Annotated in this window: 5 protein-coding genes and 1 pseudogene; 2 read left to right on the forward strand and 4 right to left on the reverse strand. The window is 68.7% G+C overall.

Annotated elements, in window-relative coordinates:
- Positions 1 to 263: pseudogene (locus tag Q7P21_RS18945) on the reverse strand (amidohydrolase); the annotation flags it as partial.
- A 175-nt stretch (positions 264 to 438) separates the two neighbouring features.
- Between Q7P21_RS18945 and Q7P21_RS18950 the strand changes: the two are divergent.
- Entirely contained in the window at positions 439 to 1,041 is a 603-nt protein-coding gene (locus Q7P21_RS18950) for a TetR/AcrR family transcriptional regulator (protein WP_304179547.1), read from the forward strand.
- Here Q7P21_RS18950 and Q7P21_RS18955 read toward each other — a convergent pair.
- Together Q7P21_RS18955 and Q7P21_RS18960 are read right to left on the reverse strand one after the other, a co-directional pair.
- The gene (locus Q7P21_RS18955) at positions 1,038 to 2,168 is read right to left on the reverse strand and encodes a dipeptidase (protein WP_304179553.1); all 1,131 of its coding nucleotides are present in this window, start codon (positions 2,166 to 2,168) and stop codon (positions 1,038 to 1,040) included. The two genes, Q7P21_RS18950 and Q7P21_RS18955, sit on opposite strands and share 4 nt — an antisense overlap.
- Positions 2,168 to 3,535 (reverse strand): amidohydrolase family protein, encoded by a 1,368-nt coding sequence (locus Q7P21_RS18960; protein WP_304179556.1) that lies wholly within the window; start codon positions 3,533 to 3,535, stop codon positions 2,168 to 2,170. Before Q7P21_RS18960 ends, Q7P21_RS18955 begins: the two co-directional genes overlap by 1 nt.
- A 113-nt stretch (positions 3,536 to 3,648) precedes the next feature.
- On the opposite strand from Q7P21_RS18960, the gene Q7P21_RS18965 reads away from it, so the two are divergent.
- On the forward strand, positions 3,649 to 4,821 hold the full coding sequence (locus Q7P21_RS18965) for a glycosyltransferase (protein ID WP_304179562.1): 1,173 nt from the start codon (positions 3,649 to 3,651) through the stop codon (positions 4,819 to 4,821).
- 1 nt (position 4,822) lies between these two features.
- Here Q7P21_RS18965 and Q7P21_RS18970 read toward each other — a convergent pair.
- Positions 4,823 to 5,578, reverse strand: a 756-nt coding sequence (locus Q7P21_RS18970; RefSeq protein ID WP_304179568.1) for a hypothetical protein, incomplete at its 5' end; no start/stop codon positions are given.

Below are 5,578 nucleotides of genomic sequence, written 5' to 3' on the forward strand. Positions count from 1 at the left end.
CCCATCAGGTGGGCGTGGGCGTCGACCAGACCCGGCAAGGCGGTCGCGCCCTTCAGGTCCACGTCCTGAGCGCCGGGCGCCGCCTTGCGGGCCTCGGCCAGCGATCCGGCGAAGGCGACCTTGCCGCCCTTGACCGCCAGGGCCTCGACCTTGGCGTCGCCGGTGTAGATCGGGCCGCCATGCAGGATCATGTCGGCGGCCAGCGCCGGTCCGACGCCAGCCAGGGCCAGGCCGCCGGCCAGGGCCAATACGCGAAGGGTCATTCTCATGGTCGGCGCCGTCCCCGAAAGCTCAGTTCACAGAGCCAGGACCATCGCCCAGACGTCGCCAGAATGAAACCGCAGCCTTCGCCGGATTACTCCCCATCTTGGGTAGCGTTTGTTTACCTGACGGCGCCTACCGTCCTACTCTGAGTTGAGATTGTCGCAGGGTGAGTCGATGGACAGGGCGCGGGCCTCGCGGTTGTCGCGGGAAGATCGTCGGGAGCAGATTCTCGACAGCGCCAAGGCCTTGATCCTCGAGGGCGGCCTTTCGCAGTGCACCCTTGAGGCCGTGGCCGTCCAGGCCGGCATTTCCAAGGCGCTGATCTATCGTCACTTCTCGACCGTCGAAGACCTGCTGCGGGCCCTGCTGAGCCGTGAATACCATCCGGCGGCGGGGGACCTTAAGGCCGCCGAGGCGAACGATTTTCCCGAGCGGGTGCGACTGGGGACCGAGCGGGTGTTCGCCTATTGCAACGAGAACCGCGCCCTTGTGCATATGCTGCTCAATGACCCAGGCGTCGCCCGGCTTCTGGGCGCCGATGCGCTGCCCGCGCCGGATAGCGTGCATCGGGTGTTCGCCGGCCACGCCGCAGCGACCTATGGCCTGCCGCCCGGGCTGGCGTCGTTGGGCGCCTATCTGATGCTGAACGCCATGGTCGGGTCAGGCGATCCGGTTGAGCGGATGGGCCTGACCTCGGAGACCGCCGCCGCGTTCTGGACCACCTTCTCGCTGGCCGGCTGGGCGGCCGTCGCGGCCCGCTACGGACAAAAGGCTTAGCCCCAGACGGTCCGGGCATAGGCCAGGAAGTTCAGCCCCAACACCTTGTCGATGACACGGGCAGGATAGCCCTTGGCCGACAGCATGCCGGCCAGCGTCCTGAACTGGTCCACCCCGCGCAGATCGACGACAAAGGGATAGGTGTCCGGACGCTCGCCCTTGGCCCCGATGCCGGCGGCGACCCGGTCGGCGATCTCCTTCTCCAGGGCGCCCTTGTAGACGTCGAGGTCGTCGATGGCGGTGATCGAACCATCGGTGCCGATGCCCACATGGTCCTCACCGCAGACCTTCAGGGCATGCTCGATATGGGCGACCACATCGGTCGCGTGCGGATGGCCGTCCAGGGTCAGGAACGGCATGAAATAGATCCCGACGAAGCCGCCCTTCTCCGCTGTCCCGCGCAGCTCGGCGTCGGTCTTGTTGCGCGGCAGATCGGTGAGCGCGCGACAGCCCGTGTGATTGATCGAGATCGGGGTCTTGGAGGCCGCGATGGCGTCCAGGCAGGTGCGCTCGCCGCTGTGCGACAGGTCGACCATGACCTTGGCCGCGTTCAGCTTCTCGACCACCTGACGACCGAGTGGCGAGAGCCCCCGGTTCTGGGGCGCCATGGAGCCGTCGCCCAGGGTGTTGGCGGGATTGTAGGTCAGCTGGATCACCCGGACGCCCCGGGCGGCGTATTCATCGACCCGCTCCAGATGCTCGCCGACCTGCAGGGCGTTCTGGAAGCCATAGATCAGGCCGACCTTGCCCTCGTCGCGGGCCTTCAGGATGTCGCTGGCCTTGCGGACCACCAGCAGATCCTCTGGATTGGCCTTCACCAGCGCGTCCCAGGCGTCGAGGGTCTCAAGCGAGAATGCGTGGGGATCCTGCGGGCCGGCGACATAGCCCAGGGTGCAGTTGACGGCGGTGACGCCCGAGGCCCGGGCGTCGATGATCGAGCGGGTGTCAATGTCCAGGTCGCCGGACCCGGACAGGAGCTGGGTCTTCTGCCCCAGGGGGATGTTCGGGTTCATGATCCCGCCCAGGGCGTTGATGATGATCGGCTTCTTCGCCGCCGCGAAGGCGGGCGCGGCGCCGGCCGCGAGGCTGGCGGCGCCGAAGGTCAGGGTCTGGCGGCGAGAGAGCATCAGTCGTCCTTTCGCTGGGCGGCGTCCGCCTGCGGATTGAAGTCGGCGCGGCGATAGATCACCCCGCGCTTCACGGTCATGACCACGGTGCGCAGGGCGCCGATATCGCCCGTGGGGTCCTTGGCGGTGAACATCAGATTGGCCAATTGGCCCGCGGCGATGGTCCCGAAGTCGGGATTGGCGGTGACGGCCCGGGCGCCGCCCGCCGTGGCCGCGAGGATCGCCTGCATCGGGGTGAACCCGGCCCTGGCGACCAACAGCTCCAGCTCCTGATAGAGGGCCGGATAGGGATCGGCGGCCTCGCTGAAGCCGTCGGTGCCAGCGCTGATGATGACACTGGCCCGACGCGCCTGGTCGGTCAGCCGCGCGGCGATCTCGGTTGTGCAATAGGGCTGCGGTCCGGTCGGATGGGCGGCGTGGCTGGCGTCGAGCCCGGCATAGACGAACAGGGTGGCGTCCAGCACCGTCCCCTGCGCCTTCATCCGGGCCAGCAGCTTGCCGATCACGGGATTATCCCCCTGTCCCAGCCGCGCCGCGTCGACCGGCGCACGATGGTGATAGGCCTTGGGGATCGGATCGGAGACTTCATAGGCCAGCATGCAGACATGGCTGACCGCGTCGGCCCGGGCGGCGATCACGTCGGAGGGTTTGGCGGGGAACACGGCGGCGTGGGCCCAGACCGGTATGCCCTGGCGATGGGCCTCGGCGGTGATGGCCTTGACCCGCTCGGCCGGCAGGTCTGCGTAGATCTTGATCGCCGAGGCGCCTGTTCCGCGCGCCAGGGCGACGGCCATCCTCAGGTCGGTCCGGGCGTCGATCGCCTGCATCCAGGGCGTATGGCCGGCCACGGCCCCGGCTGAGACCGCATGGGTGCGGGGGTCGTCGAAGAATTCCGGTCCGGCCATCAGGGCCGCGTAATAGATGTCCGGCCCCGGCAGCTCGCCCACCCGGGCGGCGCGGGCCAGGTCCGAGACCTGGCGCAGGTCGTCGGCCATGTCGCGCACGGCGGTGATCCCGCCATAGAGGTCGCGCTTCATCTGGGCCTCGGCGAAGGGCCGATTGGGCGGCGTCGCCAGATGCTCGTGGCTGTTGACCAGGCCCGGCAGCACATAGAGCCCCGAGGCGTCCACCACCTGCGAACCCGGCGGCAGCTTGAAGGCGATGGTGTTCCCCAGCCAGACCTTCTCGATCCGCTCGCCCTTGACCAGGATGCTGGCCGGCCCCTGGGGCGGCGCACCCGTCCCATCGATCAGGGTGGCGTCCTTGTAGAGCACATAGGCGCTGGCGCCGGCCTCGGCGGCCTGGGCCGGGAGGTGCGCTGACGCCGCAACACAGGCGGCAAGCACCGCAGGAATCCATCTCATCATCCGCTTGGCTTAGCGCGCCGGCGCCCGCGCCGATAGTCGCCCGCAACCGCCGGGCGCACCCTCGACCGGGGGAATCGGCGGACAATAGGGCCAGGCTCAGGAAAGGGTCGGACGTGCGCTTCATTCTGTTCAAGGGCCAGTCGCAATACGGCTCCCTGCGGCTGCATATCGACCAGCTGGCCGCCGCCTTGACGGGCCTGGGCCACGAGGCCGCGATCATCGACCTGACGGCGCCCGACGCCATCGCCCAGCTGAACGCCAGCTTCCAGGCCAGGCCGGACGCCTATTTCGGGATCGGCGGGGTCGGCAGCGACCTGAAGACCGGCGAGGCCAGCGTCTATGACGCCCTCGGCGTGGTCTATGCCTCGCTCTATGTGGACCACCCGATCCACCACATTCCCCGGCTCTCGACGCCGATCAAGCGCAACGCCGCCCTGTTCCTGGACCGCAGCCACGTGCAGTTCATGACCGCCTGGACCAAGGGGCGGGGCTTCAGCCAGCTGGGCTTCCTGCCGCCTGGCGCCAATGAATTGGCCGAGCCGCTGGATACGTCCGATGAGGCGTTCGCCAAACGCGACATCCCGGTGCTGTTCACCGGCACCTATCGCGGCGCGCCGGCCATGCCGTGGCGCCAGGAGGCCGACACCCCGGCCCGCACGGCCATCGAAGCCGTGGCCCAGCGCATGGCCGCCGACGCCCGCCTGCCCCTCCTCGACGCCCTGCGCCTGGCCCTGGCCGACGAATTCCAGGCCGAGCTCACCCCGGAACTGTTCAAGGATTTCCTGCCGCTGCTGCAGGCCCCTCAGGCCTTCGCCGAGGCCTGTCACCGCGACCGCTTGCTGCATGAACTTGGCCGGGGCGGCGCGCCCCTGACCATCTATGGCGCCGGCTGGGAGCCCCTGCTCGGGCTCTATCCGAGCTTCGCCTATGGCGGCGTCGGCAGCTTCGAGGAGACCCTGCATCTGCTGCGCCGGGCCCGGCTGGTGCTGAACGCCAATAACGGCTTCGTCGCCGGCGGCCATGAGCGGGTGTTCACCGCCATGTGCGGCGGGGCGGCGGTGCTCTCCGACGAGAGCAAGTACTACGCCGAGGCCTTCAAGCCGGGCCGCGAGATGGCGACCTATGGCTGGAACAGGCTGGACGCCGTGCCCGGCCAGATCGCCGATCTGCTCGCCGATCCGGCCGCCTTGGCCGCCATGGCCCGGGCCGGCGCCAAGCGCGCCCAGGCCGAGCACAGCTGGACCGCGCGGGCCGCCAAGCTGGTCAAGACCATCAAGCAGGCCTGATTCAGGCGGGCGTCAGAAGCGCCTGATATTCCTGGGGCGTTCCGCAGAAGATCACGTCGGCGGGGTCGATCAGGCTGTAGCCCGTCTTGCCGCCCCGACCGATCAGGTGGTTATAGAGCGGCGCCACATAGAGCTCCGCCGCCTGGGGGGCGAGGCGTTCGGCGGCCAGGGCCGCCCGGAAATCGCCGGCCCGGGCGAAGTGGTAGAGGCCCGTGCAGCAGAGATTTGAAATCCGACGCTTTTCGGCCGTCTCGGCAGCCAGCGGCAGGTCACCCTCGGCGGGACGGACATAGGACCAGTTGGCGCCCTCGCCCTCGAACACCTCCAGCCAGCCATCGAGGCCGGCGAACCAGGCGCCTGGGAATTCAAAGCCGGGACGGAAGGTGTCGATGTTGAAGATGGTGATCGGCTCGGCGTCATCGATCCCCGCCCCGTCCAAGCCGATCGCCACGGTCTCGGCCTGTCCCGCCGTGATGGCCGTAAGCTCTAAGACCCTGGCCGAGGCGACGCCCAGCCGCGCGCACTCGGCCTCGACGAAGGCGATGTTTTCGGCGCCGGGGGCGACGATGAACAGGAAGGGTAGGCTCGCGAAATAGGCCGCGAAACTTCCGACCGCATGGGCGAAGACGCTCTCGCCGCCGAGCGGCAGCATGAACTTCGGGAGGGTGTAGCCGGCGTCAAAGAACCGCTGGGAGCGGCCGGCCATGGGAATGACGATCATGCCTGGTCCAGGTCCCGCCAGAGTCGCAGGGCGTTG

This window comes from Phenylobacterium aquaticum, assembly GCF_947378715.1.
Taxonomy (GTDB): Bacteria; Pseudomonadota; Alphaproteobacteria; order Caulobacterales; family Caulobacteraceae; genus Phenylobacterium; species Phenylobacterium aquaticum_A.